This window comes from Kitasatospora herbaricolor (assembly GCF_030813695.1).
Classification (GTDB): domain Bacteria; phylum Actinomycetota; class Actinomycetes; order Streptomycetales; family Streptomycetaceae; genus Kitasatospora; species Kitasatospora herbaricolor.
Genome location: NZ_JAUSVA010000003.1, coordinates 140,209 through 155,419, shown reverse-complemented (window position 1 = coordinate 155,419; position 15,211 = coordinate 140,209). Strand labels below are relative to the sequence as shown.

The 15,211-nt window shown below is 71.7% G+C and carries 14 protein-coding genes and 1 pseudogene; 9 read left to right on the top strand and 6 right to left on the bottom strand.

Features of this window, described 5'->3' with window-relative positions:
- Positions 1-5: 5 nt before the first annotated feature.
- The 3 genes and pseudogenes from rho to J2S46_RS40045 all read left to right on the top strand — a co-directional run.
- Positions 6-1,289: pseudogene (rho, locus tag J2S46_RS40055) on the top strand (transcription termination factor Rho); the annotation flags it as partial.
- 854 nt (positions 1,290-2,143) lie between these two features.
- A complete protein-coding gene (locus J2S46_RS40050; RefSeq protein ID WP_191293326.1) occupies positions 2,144-2,695 on the top strand; it encodes an RNA polymerase sigma factor in 552 nt (183 codons plus the stop codon).
- Entirely contained in the window at positions 2,692-3,648 is a 957-nt protein-coding gene (locus tag J2S46_RS40045) for a CU044_5270 family protein (RefSeq protein WP_191293327.1), read from the top strand. Before J2S46_RS40050 ends, J2S46_RS40045 begins: the two co-directional genes overlap by 4 nt.
- On the opposite strand, the gene J2S46_RS40040 is transcribed toward J2S46_RS40045, so the two are convergent.
- Positions 3,621-4,037 (bottom strand): hypothetical protein, encoded by a 417-nt coding sequence (locus J2S46_RS40040; protein WP_191293328.1) that lies wholly within the window; start codon positions 4,035-4,037, stop codon positions 3,621-3,623. The genes J2S46_RS40045 and J2S46_RS40040 overlap by 28 nt on opposite strands.
- A gap of 163 nt (positions 4,038-4,200) precedes the next feature.
- Between J2S46_RS40040 and J2S46_RS40035 the strand changes: the two genes are divergently transcribed.
- Positions 4,201-4,566 carry a hypothetical protein gene (locus J2S46_RS40035; RefSeq protein WP_191293329.1) on the top strand — a complete coding sequence of 122 codons (366 nt, stop codon included), beginning with the start codon at positions 4,201-4,203 and terminating at the stop codon, positions 4,564-4,566.
- A gap of 287 nt (positions 4,567-4,853) precedes the next feature.
- Here J2S46_RS40035 and J2S46_RS40030 read toward each other — a convergent pair whose 3' ends face one another.
- From J2S46_RS40030 to J2S46_RS40020, 3 genes are read right to left on the bottom strand one after another with little or no spacing between them, the layout of a single operon-like run.
- Entirely contained in the window at positions 4,854-5,411 is a 558-nt protein-coding gene (locus tag J2S46_RS40030; RefSeq protein WP_191293330.1) for a hypothetical protein, read from the bottom strand.
- A 35-nt stretch (positions 5,412-5,446) separates the two neighbouring features.
- On the bottom strand, positions 5,447-7,063 hold the full coding sequence (locus tag J2S46_RS40025) for an alpha/beta hydrolase (RefSeq protein ID WP_191293331.1): 1,617 nt from the start codon (positions 7,061-7,063) through the stop codon (positions 5,447-5,449).
- Positions 7,060-7,365 carry a hypothetical protein gene (locus tag J2S46_RS40020; protein WP_191293332.1) on the bottom strand — a complete coding sequence of 102 codons (306 nt, stop codon included), beginning with the start codon at positions 7,363-7,365 and terminating at the stop codon, positions 7,060-7,062. The genes J2S46_RS40025 and J2S46_RS40020 overlap by 4 nt, the downstream gene beginning before the upstream one ends.
- 298 nt (positions 7,366-7,663) lie before the next feature.
- On the opposite strand from J2S46_RS40020, the gene J2S46_RS40015 reads away from it, so the two are divergent.
- Complete coding sequence (locus J2S46_RS40015) at positions 7,664-7,948, top strand: hypothetical protein (protein ID WP_191293333.1); 285 nt, start codon at positions 7,664-7,666, stop codon at positions 7,946-7,948.
- A gap of 340 nt (positions 7,949-8,288) precedes the next feature.
- Positions 8,289-10,310 (top strand): hypothetical protein, encoded by a 2,022-nt coding sequence (locus J2S46_RS40010; RefSeq protein WP_191293334.1) that lies wholly within the window; start codon positions 8,289-8,291, stop codon positions 10,308-10,310.
- On the opposite strand, the gene J2S46_RS40005 is transcribed toward J2S46_RS40010, so the two are convergent.
- Both J2S46_RS40005 and J2S46_RS40000 read right to left on the bottom strand, forming a co-directional pair.
- Entirely contained in the window at positions 10,288-10,440 is a 153-nt protein-coding gene (locus J2S46_RS40005) for a hypothetical protein (RefSeq protein ID WP_191293335.1), read from the bottom strand. The two genes, J2S46_RS40010 and J2S46_RS40005, sit on opposite strands and share 23 nt — an antisense overlap.
- A gap of 219 nt (positions 10,441-10,659) precedes the next feature.
- On the bottom strand, positions 10,660-10,872 hold the full coding sequence (locus tag J2S46_RS40000; RefSeq protein WP_191293336.1) for a hypothetical protein: 213 nt from the start codon (positions 10,870-10,872) through the stop codon (positions 10,660-10,662).
- 170 nt (positions 10,873-11,042) lie between these two features.
- Between J2S46_RS40000 and J2S46_RS39995 the strand changes: the two genes are divergently transcribed.
- From J2S46_RS39995 to J2S46_RS39985, 3 genes are all read left to right on the top strand, one after another.
- Positions 11,043-12,689, top strand: coding sequence for a hypothetical protein (locus J2S46_RS39995; protein WP_191293337.1), 1,647 nt, complete (start codon positions 11,043-11,045; stop codon positions 12,687-12,689).
- 613 nt (positions 12,690-13,302) lie between these two features.
- Positions 13,303-14,448, top strand: coding sequence for an ABC transporter permease (locus J2S46_RS39990; RefSeq protein WP_191293338.1), 1,146 nt, complete (start codon positions 13,303-13,305; stop codon positions 14,446-14,448).
- Positions 14,445-15,161, top strand: coding sequence for an ABC transporter ATP-binding protein (locus J2S46_RS39985; protein WP_191293339.1), 717 nt, complete (start codon positions 14,445-14,447; stop codon positions 15,159-15,161). Before J2S46_RS39990 ends, J2S46_RS39985 begins: the two co-directional genes overlap by 4 nt.
- Positions 15,162-15,211 lie beyond the last annotated feature (50 nt).

Here is a 15,211-nt window from a genome sequence, read left to right as displayed (position 1 = left end):
TTCGCAAGGGCGAGCTCGTCGAAGCGATCACCGCCAAACGCGCCACCGCCCGTACGGCCACGAACCCCCGACCCGCCGGCGCCCCCGGTCCCCGCACCTCACCGGACGTACCGTCACAGCGGACACCAGCCGGCCGCCGCCCGCACCAGGCCACATCCACCCCGAAGAGCGACCTCGTTGCGGCCGCCGGCATCCTGGACATCCGCAACGACCACGCCTTCCTGCGCACCTCCGGCTACCAGGCCGGGCCGGACGACCTGTACGTCTCCTTGGCCCAGGTGCGCACCTTCGCCCTGCGACCCGGCGACGTACTGACCGGAGCGACCCGCGCCCCGGGCAACGGTGACCGCCGCCCCGCCCTGGCCCACATCGACACCGTCAACGGCCGAGCCGCCGACCAGGCCCACGACCGCCCCGAGTTCACCAAGCTGACGCCGCTCCACCCGCAGCAGCGGCTGCGCCTGGAAACCGACCCGGGGCAGCTGAACGGCCGGATCATCGACCTGATCGCCCCGATCGGCAAGGGCCAACGCGCTCTGATCGTCGCCCCGCCGAAGACCGGCAAGACAATGATCATGCAGGCCGTCGCGGACGCGATCACCCGCAACCACCCCGAGGCCCACCTGATGGTCGTCCTCGTCGACGAGCGCCCGGAGGAGGTCACCGACATGCAGCGCTCGGTCAAGGGCGAGGTCATCGCCTCGACCTTCGACCGGCCCGCCCGCGACCACATCACCGTCGCCGAACTCGCCATCGAGCGCGCCAAACGCCTGGTGGAACTCGGCCACGACGTGGTCGTGCTGCTCGACTCGATCACCCGGCTCGCCCGCGCCTACAACACCGCAGCCCCCGCCTCCGGCCGCACCCTCACCGGCGGCCTCGACTCCGCGGCGATCTACCGGCCGAAGACGTTCTTCGGCGCCGCCCGCAACATCGAGAACGGCGGCTCCCTCACCATCGTGGCCACCGCCCTCGTCGACACCGGCTCCCGCATGGACGACCTGATCTTCGAAGAGTTCAAGAGCACCGGCAACATGGAGCTGCGCCTGGACCGCAGGCTCGCGGACAAGCGCATCTTCCCCGCCGTCGACGTCCAGGCCTCCGGCACCCGCCGCGAGGAACTCCTCCTCGGCCCCGTCCGCACCTCCGCAACCTGGACACTGCGCCGCGTGCTCAACGGCCTGGACACCCAGCAGGCGATGGAACTGCTCCAGGACCGGCTGAGGAAGACCATGAGCAACACCGAGTTCCTCCGCCAGGTCACCGCGACCCGGCCCAACACCGGCTGACCGCTTCAGGTCGCTCCACCCACGTGCTGGCGCCGCCGGATCCGCCGACGAGCGCGCCAGGACGGCGGGGAGGAAGACGGCATACCAGGCTCATCAGGGGAGGACGGTTCGCCCGGCACGCGGGAACGGCGAGCGCCTGGCCGCCGCCGACACCCCCGCCCAGGCCGTCCTGAGCGCCCTCGCCCGCGCCGGCCTCCACGACCTCCACGGCGAGGACCACCAGGCCGTCCAGCACCTCGCCCGCCTCGACGACGCCCCCTGCACCGGATCGCCGACTGGCTGGAGCGCACCCGCACCCGCACCACCGCGCCGCGTGCGGTCCCGCGGCGGCCGGCCCACCGTGTCGGCGTACACGGGTTGGGTAAGTGATCAGCGGCGTAGCGCTGAACGTGCTCGCCTGTCCGGTCCGGCGGGAGCCTTCTCCCACCGTGTGGTTGCCCGGCGGTGAGTGGCGCGGATCAGTACGGTGACCAGAGCCGCCAGGCCGAGGGCGCCGTCCGGGTCGTCCGCGTAGCGGGTGGTCCGCAGCGGCCCCACTTCGTCCAGGCGTACTCCTTCCACCTCCAGGACGTGGGCGAGAACCAGCAGCGCCAGGCGGGCGTTGCCGTCCGGGTAGGGGCGGAAGAAGGCGATGTCGAGGTACGTCCTGGCCCACCTTTCACCGGGATTGTGTCCGTCGTGGAGGGCGGCTGCGCGACCGAACAGGGCAACGCAGCCGCCGCCGGCTGGCGCGGGCCTTCCAAACTCGGCACCTCGCGGGGGACGAACCCGACCGTGGGTGACGCGGGCTCGGGTGTTAGATCCGGTGCGATGCAGACATAGACAGGGTGAGACAGCCTAGTTGAGGGGGGACGGTGGGGGAGCGGCAAGAGTTCCGGGAGGTCTACCGCGAGCACTACGGCGCGGTGTACCGCTACATGCTCCGACGGGTCGGGGCCGCCGACGCGGCGGACCTGGCCGCGGAGGTCTTCACGGTCGCGTGGCGCCGCTTCGACGCGCTTCCCGCCCAGGCGCCGCTGCCGTGGCTCTACACGGTGGCCCGCAATGCGGTGGCCAACCACCGGCGCAAGGAGGGCCGCGCCGAGGACGCGCACCGGGGCATGGCGGTCACGGCCGCCGCCAACGCCCGGGACATCGGCGAGACGGTCACGGAGCGGGCGGCGGTGCACCGGGCTTGGTCGACGCTCCGCCCGGCTGACCAGGAGGTGCTGGCCCTGATCGGCTGGGAGGGACTGACGGTCCGCGAGGCGGCCCGCGTCCTGGACTGCTCGGCGCCGACGTGCTCGGTGCGTCTGATGCGGGCCCGGACACGACTGGCCCGGGCCATGGCCCAGGTAGGCGGCGCGGACGGACGAGCGGACTTGATCGGAAGAGCGAGCAGGACGAGTGCGGAGGGAGCACGGTGAACACGGCAAAGAGCGTCAGGGACCTGATGGGGCCGGCCGACCCGGCAGCGGACATCGCAGGGGACACGGCACTGGCCGAAGCCGGCCTGGAGCGGATCCTCCGCGACGAAGCGGCGGCACAGAACCTCCGCCACCCACGGCCGCGCGCACGAATCCGGCTGCGCCTGGCAGTGGCCGGGGTGGCGGTGAGTGCCGTGATGGCGGGGACGGTGCTGGTGTGGCCGGGGGCAACGCCCGCGGCCTTCGCGGCGACGCCGCCCGCGCTGACCTACCACCTGACGGCCGGGGACGGTTCGGGGGCGGCGGCGCAGCTGGAGGAGATCGCGCGCCGCGTCGAAGGCCTGCCGGATGGCGCGGCCGGGGGGCAGTCGCATCTGCGGTGGCGCCAGTGGGCGCTGTGGACGAGGACGGACGCCGGCGGTACGTCCTCGAAGGTCATGCCGGAGGAGCTCGACCTGGTCCGGTCACCTGGGGGCGCGAAGCTGACGCGCTTCCTGGTGGACGAGGGCCCGGCCTCGGCGACGGAGCAGGTGCCGCAGGAGACCTTGCGGGGCGAGGTGCCGCAGAGCGCGGACGCCCTGCGAGCCTGGCTGCGCAGTCGCACACCGGGGATCGACGGTCCGGCGGGTGCTGCCGAGGCGGTTCACGACCTGGTCACCGAACGGGTTCTGTCGCCCGGGCAGCGGGCGGCGGTCCTGCGGCTGCTGGCCGCTCTGCCGGGCATGGCGGTCAGTGGTGAGGTTGTCGACCGGGCCGGCCGGCCGGGCGTCGCGTTCTCCGCGGACTCGGCGGCCGGCGGTCTGCCGACGCGCTACACGTTCATCGTGGACCCGGTGTCCGGGCAGCTGCTCGGACAGGAGAAGACCCTTACCGAGTCGGCCGGCAAGCTGAACGTGCCGGTGCCCTCGGTGATCGGGTACGACGCCTACCTGGTGGCGCAGCAGGCACCGTAGACGCGGGTGTGGCGGCGGCCGCCGGCCGCCGCCACACCATGTCGGGTCAGGCCGGGGTTCTGGGTGGTGTTGGACCAGCCGGAGGCCTTGTCGCGGAAGCCGTAGTCACCGAAGTAGCTCGGGCCGTTGTTGCAGTGGGGGTCGATCCACTGCAGTCGGCGCCCGCCCCAGTTGGAGTCCTCGTAGAAGCAGTACCAGCGGTTGTCCGCCTGGCCGGCCGGGCAGCCGTGCCAGTCGGCAGCCGAGACCGCCGACGGGCTCTGCGCCGCCTCGACCTGGGCCTCGGTCGCCCCCTGCTCCCGCAGGGCCGCCGCGCTGCTGACCGGCGCGGCGTTCTGCCCCGGCAGCGGCTCTGCTGAGAATGGTGAAACTTCGCTGAGACGGGTCACTGTGCCCGCCCGGCCGACGCGCATGCTGCTGCTGTCCCGGGGCGACGGCCGGCTGCTCGGCGGGCCGGTCGGCACGGGTGCTGCGCCGTTCGGGGTCCTTGTGCGTAGGGTGGGTTGACCTGTTCACGCTTCGATACGTCCCGTCATGGGGCATGATCGCAGCGTGAGTTCGTGGTGGATGGTACGCAGGGACGACTTACTGGCCGAGCTGGCAGCCGCGCTGGTCTTCTTCGGCGCGGATCCGGTCGAGGACCCCGGCGCCGGCGAGCTCGCCGACACCGCGCAAGCCCTCGCGGGGGAGTACCGGGCCAGTACCCGCGGCCACGCCATCCGAAAGGCCGGCGACCTCCTCGACCAGGCCGCCGCCGAGCTGCGGGCGGCCGACCGCTTCCGCGGCACCTTCCTCCCGCAGGTGACCCGTCACCTGCGCCGCGTCCGGGGCCTGTTGTTGAGGGCCGGTGCCTGCCTGGAAGCCGGCCCGGGTCCGGCTGCCGCCCGGCAGGGCTCGCGCACCGGCGTGGCCAGGTAGGGATCCCGGCCACCCGACCGCCCGGCCCGCTCCGCGGCAGCGGGATCCCGGCCAGGGGGCAGCACCAGGTGCTGGCAGCGCCATGAAGTCGGTTAACGGAGAATCACCCGCTTTGCCAGGTAGCCGGATGGCTGGCCTGGGGAAGAGGCTTCACCAGTGACCGGCGTGACGACTGACACCGTGGATGCTTCTGCCGTCGGGGCGGTGGACGACCAGCTGATCGGGATGCTCGCGGACCAGGCTCGCGTCGGCGGTCCGCAGATCTGCCCTCAAGTTGACACACCCGGTCAGGAAGGTGTGGGGGAGGGCGATGCCGGTGGTACCAGGCAGGGGGTGACGACGCTGAGGTACATACGGTCCTGGCCGCCGGAGGTGGAGGCGGTGAGGGAGTAGTCGCTTGGGTGTTCGGCATTGACGAAGGCCTCGGGTTTGCCGTCGGCGCTCTCCCGGTAGCCGGTGATGGTGAGGCCTTCCTTCTGAGCCATGTCGCGGATCTTGCGGACGGCCTCCGGATGCTGGTCGAGCGGCACGGTGCTCTTCACGCTGTACATGAGGGTGTACCGGTCGTCGGGGGCGCTCTCGCCGTTCCTGCCGACGCAGCCGGTGAAGAGCGGCCTGATGCTGGCCGGGTCGATCTGGAGGCCGGCGCTCTGGGCCATGTGCTCGGTCATCTGCTGGGCCCAGGCCTGGGCGTCCTTCTTGTCCTTGACGGGCAGGGGGTCGTCCTTGCCGGTGCCGGGGGCGGACATGCACGCTCCAAGAGTGATGGTCAGGATCACGGCGGCGAGGACGCGCCGCCCGGCCCTGGCGAACGGGGTCGTCGACCGGCTGCTGTGCGAAGCCATGGCTGGGGTTGTCCTCGGGTAGGCGGGCGGCGGCATCAGTACGCGAGCTTCGGGGAGATGATCGGCGGCCTTCCGACGATGATCTTCCCCTGGTTGCGGAGGCTCACGCTGTCGTCCTTCCAGTAGCCGCCGTGGCCGCTGGTGTCGACCTCGATCCGCTGTCCGCCGAAGTTCCCGTCCAGAGGCTGCTTCCCCAGGGCCGTGTCGACCTCCTGGATGGTGTCGTTGCGGGCCGTGCCGACCCAGACATGGCCGGGATCGATGTTGAGTTCGGAGGCGTTGTCGACGCCCATCCCGGGGCTGGCGAGGGAGACGATGTCGTCCACGTGCAGGCCGCCCTCCCCGCGGGCGGCCGACCCCACCGCGTAGGTGCCGTAACTGTGACCGATGACGGTCAGGTGGCCGCACAGGTTGTCGCTCTGCGCGACCCGGACACCGTTGGTGAAGCGACGCATGTCCTCGGCACCGGCATCCCCCCGCGCTGCGCTCGCGACGCTGCCGTCCGTCCAGTCGGGAGTCTCGTACCCGAGCCAGGACACCACCGCGACCTTCTCCCCGTCCGCGGCCTCGTCGTTCGCCATGTTCTGCAGTTTCCTGATGTGGTCCATCTGTCCGGGCACGCCGGCCAGGACAGTGCCGGTGCCGGGGACGAACACAGCGGTGTGCTGGGAATTGTCGGGGTTCCCGGTTGCGACGATCGCCCGGCCGTTGTGCTTGTCGGGTTCGATGCCCAGGAGGAACATCCTGTGCGGCTCGTCGTTGCCGTCACTCTCCTCAAGCTTGCGCCGGATCTCCTCCAACGCGGCCCGGCGGCTGCGGTACTCCTCGTCGCTCAGCCCGAGGGACGAGGGTGTGCCCGACTGCATCTCCGAGATCCGCTGGCCCAGGACAAGGCGGTTGGCCTCGTCACGCACCGTCGTCGGCAGCCCGTCCAGGCGACCTATCTCCCCCGGGTGAAGCGCGAGGTAGGTGTCCCGCTGCTCGGGCGTCAGCGACTTCCACCAGTCGGCCGACCGCTGGGGATCCTTCCCGTCAGGGAGCGAGGCATCCGTCAGCCCGAGGTCCTTGAACACCGCCCGGACGTCCTTGCCGGCCTCACTCGTCGCCCCGGCCGTCCGGGCCTGGCCGAAGATGCCGGAATCCAGGCGGCCCAGTGCCGCGTTCCCCTGGTCACTGGCCTCCTGCGCGGCCCTCAGCGCGGCATCGATCCGAAGCTGCAGCTCGCCCTTGAGGCCCGCCAGCACACGCCGGGCATTCTGCGCGTCAGGATCGTGCCGATCGGCGGCGTCCTCCGCAGGCATGTCGACGGTGCCGTCGGCGCCCACCCGCATGCCCTGCTCCTGCGCCCTGCGCACCGCATTCGCCAGATTGGTCTGCGCCTGGAACATCCGGTCGGCAACGGTGTCCAACGTGAGGGCGGCAGCCTCCGCCTCCACCCGCACGAGGTCCAGCAACTGCTCGGTACGCGCCATCGTCCTGAAACCCGCCTGGGCCGCGTCACCCTTCCAGGACCCGTGCAGGGGAACGTTCACCTTCCCCCGGTGCCTGGAGCCCGCGTCCTCCACCGCATGGGACAGACCCCGCCAACCCTTCGCGGTGTCATGCAGGACGTGCGGATCGAACTTCAGCAGCAGAGCGTAGACGTTGCTCACCGGGCCCCCTGCGCCTTCCAGGTGTCGGCGATCGACTGGTCGTTCCACTGGTGGTTCTGAGCGGTGGCTTCCAGGTTCGCCGCCGTGTCCGCCAACCGCTGGCGCAGCGCCGCAAGCGGCCCGCCCCAGCCCGACGCCAACTGCTCCAAACCGCCCGCCAGAGACCAGCCGGCCAACAGCCCGGCAGCCGAAGAAGCCCCCTTGACGGCGGTGTCCACCGGACCCGCGAGATCGTCCCCGATGGTGCGCACGAGCCCCGCGGACGCTCGCATCTCATCCACATTCACTTCGAATCCGCTCACCGCAGATCCCTCCCCCGAAGAATCGTCCGATCCTGACTGCAACGCATCACGTTTGGTAACCGTACAACTACCCCTGACGTCGGGTGGGGTGCCTGCAGTTCCCGCGTGATCATCCTCCCGATCCTCCTGCGGCTGTCGGCCCGCTCCGGCCCTGCTGTTCTTCGGTCGCAGGTTTTGCGGCGGGCAGTGCCAGCGGAGGAGAGCAAAGCAGCACCGGACGCGCTGGGCGGCTCCGCAAGTCGCCGGTGGAGTGGCTGCGGATCGACGCCCGCAGCACGCCGCGCAGATCCTCCGGACGGTGAAGCTGCGCGTGTTCAACCCGCGCGCCACCGAGTGGCAGCGGATGTTCGCCCTGGCCGCCGCGTTCCAGATCGGGCACCACCACCTCGACCCGACGGACAAGACCCAGTTCCTGATCCCACCGGACTTCGTCGAGTTCCGACCCGCCCACGACCTGGAGGAGGCGTACGAGGCACTCGCCCCAGGTCGTTCGGAGCATCCGCCTTCCCGAGCCCGCGGCAACCACCCCGCCCGCCGAACCGCGCACCCAACCCCCGATCACCGCTCCTGCGGGCACCGGTGATCCGTTCGCCACAGTGCTTCACCCTGACGGACGACGTTCAGCGAGTCGCCCGCCAGCGGGGGCCTCGCACGGGCCGACCTTCTCGGTCTCGTCCCTGACACCGTCGACAGCTCCGAACATGCCACGCCTGGAATGACGCTACCCGCCGGCCGGCGGCCTGCTCGGCCGAGCTTGCGTACTCCGTGGACGGATCCCTTTGCTCGACGTCATCGACCGGCCGAACCTGCCACCCGCAGCAGACACGGCCCGAGCCATGACCGCTGGGATTCTCCGGGCGGGGCAGTGTCCCGCAGTTGAGGTGGAGTGAATTCGGGCGACAGGCCGGCGGGTTTCCTGGACGATGACGGCCGGTGACGAGCAGGACGGCGTGGTGGTGGGCGAGATGACGGTGACGGGGATGTCGTTGGAAGCACTGGACGCGGTGGCGTGGGAGCGGCTTGAGACGGCGGATCCGGACTACCCGGTGGAGGACGTTCCGCGGATGCTGCGCCGGCTCGCCCTGGCAGGAGCGGGGGCGACGGAGGAGGACAGCACCCCGCTGTTCGAGTGCCTGACCGCGTGGAACGGTGAGACGTCGTCCGCGGCGGCAGCCGCCCTGCCGTTCGTCGTGGCGCTCGCCGCCGACCCGGCGATGGGCTCGCGGGTCACCCTCGTCGAGCTGCTGGTGGCCATGAACGGGTCGGATGCGGCGGACGAGGACTGGGCCGGGGCGCGCTCCCTGCTCGCGGACGCGGATCCGGTGGTACGACAGTCGGCGATCCCGCTCGCGGGCGGCATCGCCCGGCTGCTGGAGCGGTGGCGGGTGGAGACGGCAGCGGCTGTTCGGCTGCCGGTGCTGCTCGCCCTCGGCGAGGCCGCAGCCGCACCGGAGACGGACGAGGGCGCCGTTGAGGCGGTTCGGGCCGTGCTGGCGCAGGTGCTGGCTGGGGAGGATCCGGTGCTGTGGGTCGCGGCCGTCTACGCCTCGGCCGGCCTGGACCGGGAGCTGGCGGTCCGGCACCTGGACCGGCTGGTGGAGGTGTTCGCCGACCTTGCGGTACGGCCACGGTTCGAGGAGACGTGGTACCAAACGGAATCCGGACTTTCCTGCAACCGCGAGCACGTGCTCTGGTGGATCTCCCGACGCCTGGAACACGACCTCGAGGCGAACCTGTCCTTCGTCGTCCGGCTGACCGAGGCAGCGGGCAGAAGCCGGGACACTCTGCTGCGCCGCGCGGCCCTGGACCTTGCCTGGCACCTCTTCACCCGACGGCGTGCGGCAGCACCCGTGGTCCTTCCGCTGGCGGGCGCCCTGCTGGACGATCCGGACGGTGCCGTCCGGCTGCGGGCGGCGAACCTCCTCGCCGCGCTCGGCCCGGTGTCGGCCCCGTACGCCGACCGTCTCGCCGAACTGCTCGACGACGACGGGGCCGACGAGTACCTCGGCGGAACGGTCGGCGAGATCGCCCGCTGGGCACTGACCCGGATAGGCGACCCGCGCGCCCTGCCGGGACTCATCCGGCAACTACGCGCGCAGGAGGAGGAGAGCCGCAGCTACTGCCTCGATGATCCGAGACGGCCGGACACCAAGGACGTGCTGATCCCGCTGCGCGCGCACGCGGACGTCCTGCTGCCCGCGCTGCGGGAGGCGATCCGCGAAGGCGGGGCCCGTGGCGGCGCGCCCCACGCGTTCCTTGCGGTGCTGGAGGCCTGGGGCGAGGACGCGTTGCCGGCCCTGCCGGAGCTCTTGCCGCTGCTTGCCGTCACCGGGGCTTCGGTTTCTGTACTCGGGGTGCTGCGGGCGATGGGGCCGGCCGCCGCTTCTGCTGAGCCGGCCGTGCGCGCCTGGGAGGTGCTGGACTCCCCGGGCGGCTTGCCGTGGGTGGCCATGACCGCCGCGTGCATCGGTGAGGACCGCGAGGCGGCCCTGCGGCTGGTCGGCGACGCGGTCATGACGTCCGAGGCGCCCGGATACTGGCCGATCGGTGCCCTGGCCGGCTTCGGCCTCGGCGCCGCCCCCTATGCCGACCGGGTCCGGTTCATCCTGGAGAACAGCACCCAGGGGCGGCGTCTCACCGCCGCGACGACCCTGTGGTCGATCACCGGCCGGACGCAGCCGACCGTTCAGGTCCTGGAGGAGTTCGTCCTGCCGATCGCCGACGGCGACGACAGCTTCGGATCCTTCCGCGACGCGCTCCAGGGCCTGATCCGGATCGGCGAGATCAGCCCGGCGATCCGGGACGCACTACTGGCGGTCCGGGAGTCGCAGCATCGCCTGTCCCAACTCGACGGCTACGAGGCGATCCTCCAGGACGAGGAACTGCGCCAGCTGACCGAGCAGGCCCTCGCGTGTGCTCAGGTCACACCCGGCGCGACCTGCTGAACCGTCGTCCGAGGCCGTCCCCACCCATGGACGGGCCGGCGCGCCGGCCGTCCCGCCGGCCGCCGGCGGGGGCGTTGTGGGCGGCGGCGGGTTCTTCGAGCAGGCCCCACTGGTCGGGATGCAGGGTCACGGTTGTTCCTCCATGGGCGGATTGGGTTTCATCCTGCCGTGGGCCGCCGCTGCCCGAGGGCGCTCTGGTGGAAGGGCCGCCCGATCGAGTTGCCGCCTGCGCGGCTTTCGCCAGGGGTCGGTGGGGGCCCGGGTTGTGGGAGGGCCCCGCTTGCTGGGGGTGGTCTCACGGGGCGGGTCCGTCCCGTGTTCGGCGGAAGAGGCCGGCATGGCGCGGGCGTCAGTCGCTCCAGCGGTCGAGGAGCCAGGTGGTGACGGCTCGGCTGATGCCGGCGGCCGTGCCGCGTGCCGTGGCGGTGGCCAGGTCGCTGCTGTGCCGGGCGGCCGGTACGGAGGCCTTGGCGGCCGGTGTGATGGTCGTCGGGGCGGTTGTCGGGGTGGTGGTGCGGCGAAGTCGGCGAAGGAGCTGCGTGATCTTGTGGTGGGTGGGCATTCTGGTCTTCCCCTGATCGTCCGGGCTTCTGGGATCGGTACCGGGGCGGCGGCCGGTTCGCCGTCCCGGAATCCACAGAACGGCGTCGCGAGGTGTTGCAGGAAGCCGCCTGGCAAGGCTTCGGGCCGTCAGGAGGGCTGCGGGGGAGAGGTGACGGGCGAAGGGGGAGCATGACCGACCAATCGCAGGACGGTGCCGGGGAGCGGCTGCCGGACCTGTTCGCCCCGGCGGAGCTGCCGGCGCTCCCGCAGGGCTGGCAGACCCGGCCGCTGCGCGCGGAGGCGACCGCGCAGGAGCGCGCGTTCGTGGTGTGGCTGCGGCGGGTGCTGGGGCGCATTCCGGCGCCGAGCCAGGGCGGTGCCGCGCGGCGGATGGGGTTCGACGGGGCGCTGCTGTCGCGGCTGCTCCAGGGCGAGCGGGTGTCCGAGGAGCAGGTGTCGCGGCTGTGCGAGGGGGTGAACAGGGTCTGGGGCCGGGAGGGCCGGCCGGTCGTGACGGCGGACGAGCAGTTGGAGGGCCTGGCGCTGGTGGTCGCGGTGCTGGAGGCCAAGCCGGTGAGGCCGAGCGTCCAGCAGGTGGCGCGCCGGAAGGCGGAGGAGGCCCAGCGGGACCTGGCGCTGGCGGCCACGGTGCGCGCCCGGCTGGAGGCGCGCCTGGCGGCCGCCGAGGAACAGGTGGAGCGCCTGCAGCGGATCCTGGTCGACCTGGAGGGCGCGGTCACGATCACGACGGTCGAGGAGGTGGAGGTGCTGGCGCAGACGCGGGCGGACCTGGCCGGCACCCGGGCCGAGCTCGCCGACGCCAAGCACCGCGTCCTTCAGCTGGAGCTCGACCTGGAGGAGGCGCGGCAGACGTACGAGCGGGCGGAGAGCGACTACAAGATCCGCCAGGCCGACCTGAAGGCCGCGGTCCAGATCGAGGTTCAGGAGGCCCTGCGGATTCGGGAGCAGCTCTCGGGGACCCAGGTGAGGTTGTTCCGGGAGCAGGCCGAGCGGGCCCAGGAAGAGATCCGGCGGCTGGAGCGTGACCTTCGGGCCCTGCAGGAGTCCGGCACGGCGGGGCCCGAGGCCGTCCCGGCGCCTGGACAGGCCGCCGGGGGACGCGTCGGCGAGGTCGTCGGCCAGCTGCCGGGGGCGGGGGCTTCCTCGTCGTCCCCCGCCGAGTGGTCGCCCCGCCCGTACGGACCGCAGATTCTTGCGCCGGGGGACACTGACCTGCATCCGTTGGCGGTCCGCGTGCACAACGCCAGCGTCCTGCTGCGGCCCCTCATGAAGGCCGCCAAGGTGGTGACGGCGCTCGGTCAGATCGTCGTCCGGGACTGGATCCGCCAGGGCGGCGAGAACTGGTTCGTGGTACCGGCGGTGCCGGTGGCCCTTGCCGGGGCCCTCATGGAGCGCCGGCTCGGTGACCTGGTCTCCAGTAGCCTCACCACCCTCCAATGGAGCAGAGGACATCTGCAGGACAGCATCGGGTCCCTGCTGGTCATCGGCATGTTCGGGCCCATGGTCCTGGCGCTCGTCTCGTTCGTGCTGACGAACTCCATTCACATGGCCTTCCGGCCGTCGAACTGGAGCTGGTTCGACAACACCATCCATTGGCGACCGTGGCGCATCGTCAGCCACGGCATCATCGCCATCGGCGCGCTCTGGGGCATCTTCCTGCCGAACCCGCGGTGGGCCACCGACCGGATCACCCTCCAAGCCACCGTGGGCGCCGCGGTCTTCGTCGCCCTGGCCTTCACCTACCGGGTCCTGAGCCGCCTGTGGCACCGGCTCGGCCCGGGCACACACCCGAGAGGCAGCGCCTCCAGGCGATGAAGGCGAGTCGCCGAGCGCCGAGACCAGGACGCTCGCCATCGTCCTGCTGACGGCCCGCCTCGTGGCCGCGGTGTCGCCGGCGGCGACCCGGCCCGTTCCCCCGGCCGGCCGGACAGCTTCACAGCCCCGCGCACGGGCCCGGTCCCTGACCAACGCACCGTTCCCGGCAGACCGGACGCGCTGCGCCGCCGGTGACGACCTGAGGCGCGGAGGGGAACCACCGGATCGCCGGGCGGAGTTCCGCGAAGGGAGCAACACATGTCCCTTTTGAGGGGGTTGCATCCATTGCGGCAAACGGCGGTCCGCCGGCTCTCGGGGCGTGACGGCGGTTTCTTCAACCTGCTCCGACGTCGTGATCAACAGCTCGGCGACCAGGCCCCGCGAGCGATCCGGCCGGTCTGCGGACCGGGTGCAACCCCAGGCGAAGCCGGGCCGCACCCGCACAGGGGCGGCCTGGCGGGGAGGATCCGGCCGACGTGCGCGACAACAACATGCCGACAGGCGCGTCGGCAACATCCGATAAGATGCCGACATCTGCGTCGTCAAGTTTAGGTAAAGAGGCGGCGTGGCCAGCCTGTCGTGTCCTCATTTCCTTCCTCGCTCGGAGAGCTCCGTGTTCCTTGCCCTACGCGATCTGCGCTTCGCCCGCGGTCGCTTCGCCCTGATGGGCGCGGTGGTCGCGCTCGTCGCCGTACTCGGTGTCCTCCTGTCCGGACTCGCCTCCGGTCTGGCGGACGCCGGTATATCCGGGCTGCGCGCGCTGCCCGTGACCCACCTGGCCTTCGACGAGAAGGCGACCAGTGAGCAGTTCTCCCGCTCGACCGTGGACCAGGAGGACTGGCAGACCTGGTCCAAGACCCCAGGAGTGGAGCGCGCGGAGCCGTTCGGGAACACCCTGGCCAATGCCCAGGTGACCCAGGGCGCCATGAAGGGCGAGCAGGTCAACCTCGCCGTCTTCGGCATGGCACCGGACTCACCCCTGGCACCCAGCCCCGGCAAGGGTGAGGGCCTGAACAAGGGTGAGGGCCTGAAGGAGGGCAGTGCGGGCATCGTGATCACCCGGGAGATCGCCGACCTGGGCGTGGAGATCGGCGATGAGCTGACCGCGGACAAGAGCGAGGTGCGGCTGAAGGTCGTGGGACTGGTCGACGAGACCGTCTCCTACGGCCACATCGGCGTCGTCTACGCAGACCTCGACACGTGGCGGCATCTGCACTACGGCCTGCCCGGCGACCTGCCCGAGGCCGCGAGCCGACAGGCCACCGCCGTCGCCCTGACCCTGAAGCCGGGCACCGACGTCGCCGCGGCGGAAAAGGCAACCGGGACCCTCGCCGAGACCAAGGAGGCCACGTTCGACGCGTCCCCCGGTTATGAGGCCGAGTCGAGCACCATGGCCCTGATCAAGGGATTCCTGTACGTCATCTCCGCCTTGGTCGTCGGCGCGTTCTTCACCGTCTGGACCGTCCAGCGCAAGCCCGAGATCGCCCTGCTGAAGGCACTGGGCGCCCGCACCGGGTACATCCTGCGCGACGCGCTCGCCCAGGTCGTCGCCGTGCTCGTCGGAGCCACGGCCCTCGGCACCGCCGTCGGCCTGGCCCTGGGCAGCGCGATGATCGGCAAGGCCCCCTTCTCCCTCTCCGCCCCGGCCGTCGCCACCTCCTCCGGCCTCCTCATCGTCCTCGGGACCGTGGGCGCCGTCGTCGCCGTCCGCCGCATCACCGCCGTCGACCCCCTGACCGCTCTGGGAGCCACCCGATGACCACACCCGCCACCGACCACCAGGCCGCCGCGGACACCGACCGCTCCGGCGGGCTGCGCCTGGACGACGTCACCCTCACCCTCGGTGACGGCGATACCGCCGTCACCGCCCTCGACCACGTCGGCCTGACCGTCGCCCCCGGCGAGTTCGTCGCCGTCGTCGGCCCCTCCGGATCCGGCAAGTCCAGCCTCCTCGCCGTCGCCGGCGGCCTCCAGCGGCCCACCTCGGGCACCGTGCACATCGCCGGCACCGAGCTGACCGCCCTGTCGGACAAGGAACGCACCGCCGCCCGCCTTCGCCACATCGGCTTCGTCTTCCAGCAGTCGAACCTGCTGGCCTCCCTCACCGTCAGGGAACAGCTCCTCTTGCCCCTGCACATCGACGGACGCCTCGACACCACTGCCCGGGCCCGCGCAGACGAACTCATCGAAGCCGTCGGGCTGACCCACCGCGCCGGCTCCCGTCCGCACCAGCTGTCGGGCGGCGAGCGCCAGCGCGCCGGCCTGGCCCGCGCCCTGATGACCTTCCCCGCCGTCCTGCTGGTGGACGAACCCACCTCGGCACTGGACCGGGTACGGTCCGCCGAGGCGGTGCGGCTGATCGCCGAACAGACCCATGAGCGCGGAACGGCCACGGTCATGGTCACCCACGACACGGCGATAATGGACGCTGCCGACCGGGTGTACGAAATGGTCGACGGACGCCTGTCCTGACGGGCGGCCGCCAACCGACACCGCATTCCCGGCCCTCTCCACCCCTCCAG